The sequence below is a fragment of the Bradyrhizobium sp. NBAIM03 genome (genome assembly GCF_020194055.1).
GTDB lineage: Bacteria > Pseudomonadota > Alphaproteobacteria > Rhizobiales > Xanthobacteraceae > Bradyrhizobium > Bradyrhizobium yuanmingense.
In genome coordinates this window covers 1-1050 of sequence record NZ_JADYVS010000090.1, presented here as the reverse complement: position 1 = coordinate 1050, position 1050 = coordinate 1, and the positions used below count along the sequence as shown (strand labels likewise).

General features: G+C 56.2%; 1 pseudogene. It reads left to right on the top strand.

The features are described from left to right. Positions 1–586: 586 nt before the first annotated feature. Positions 587–1050: pseudogene (locus tag I6F21_RS37525) on the top strand (hypothetical protein); the annotation flags it as partial.

The following is a 1050-nucleotide window of genomic DNA, read 5'->3' as shown; positions in this document are numbered from 1 at the left end:
TGTCGGTTTGGTACACTTCCTTGAAAAATTATCCCTTACTGATCAAGCTGTCGCGGTTGGCACAGGATTTGAACAGAGAGGTCCATCTACCGCAGCCGCCACGAAGCGGCGGCTACGCTAACGCTTCTTCGACTGTGGCCTTTTGACGCAATGACACGAGCTGCCACATGGAGTCGGTCTCAATAGCACGTCACAAAAACTGCCCTCAATGTGGCTCTGCATTGGTCCACCTCGAGTGGCATGAACGCATCGGTGCGCGGGGGGGTCCAAGATCTCTGGCGCTGCTGGAACTGCAGGAATGAATTCATGACCGTTTGCACTTCTGACGATACGGATCCTCCTGCCGCTGAGATCACGAAGCTCTTCTTTACCAGCCTGTTAGTCTGATCATGACGCCTGACCCGCTAACACTTGCATCCGAGCGGCACCGGACTTGGCAATCAAAAGCCGCGGAGGGTCGCTTAGGCGAAAACGATTGGGCCGTAGCTGCTCAGTAATACGCTGCGCGACCCTCCCGTCATAAATGCAGTCGGGAGTTATGAGGCTCGTACGTGCAATCGTCGGCTTGGCCCTGTTGGCAGTGGGATTGTACGTTATTATCGGTGAGCACCACGCTGGAACATCGGCGGATGCTACACTCAATGCGCGGCTCTACATCGTTCGCGCCCCGATCGAAGGAAAGGTAACCCTTGCCGTAAAGAGCATCGGCGCGCGCATTAGTCCCGGCGAGCTCATAGCAGAAATCAACGACCAACGCTTCGATACCGCGAGGCTTCTTGAGCTTGATCGCGATCGCACGAACCAGCAGATCGAGCTCAACCGTCTCGTTGGCCAGCGAGAGGCCTTGTCCGCATCCAGGTCTCGCTTCGATGTTCAATCAACTGATTACCAGCGCGGAAGGGTTCGGCAGATTGAGGCTCGAATTGCCGAAACGAAAGCAGCTCAGGACGCTGCGGCCACACGCCTTCGTCAAGCGGACGCAGAATTCAAGCGAGCAAACGAACTAAGCACGCGTGGTGTACAGACGGCGGCGAATTTGGATCGCGCTCG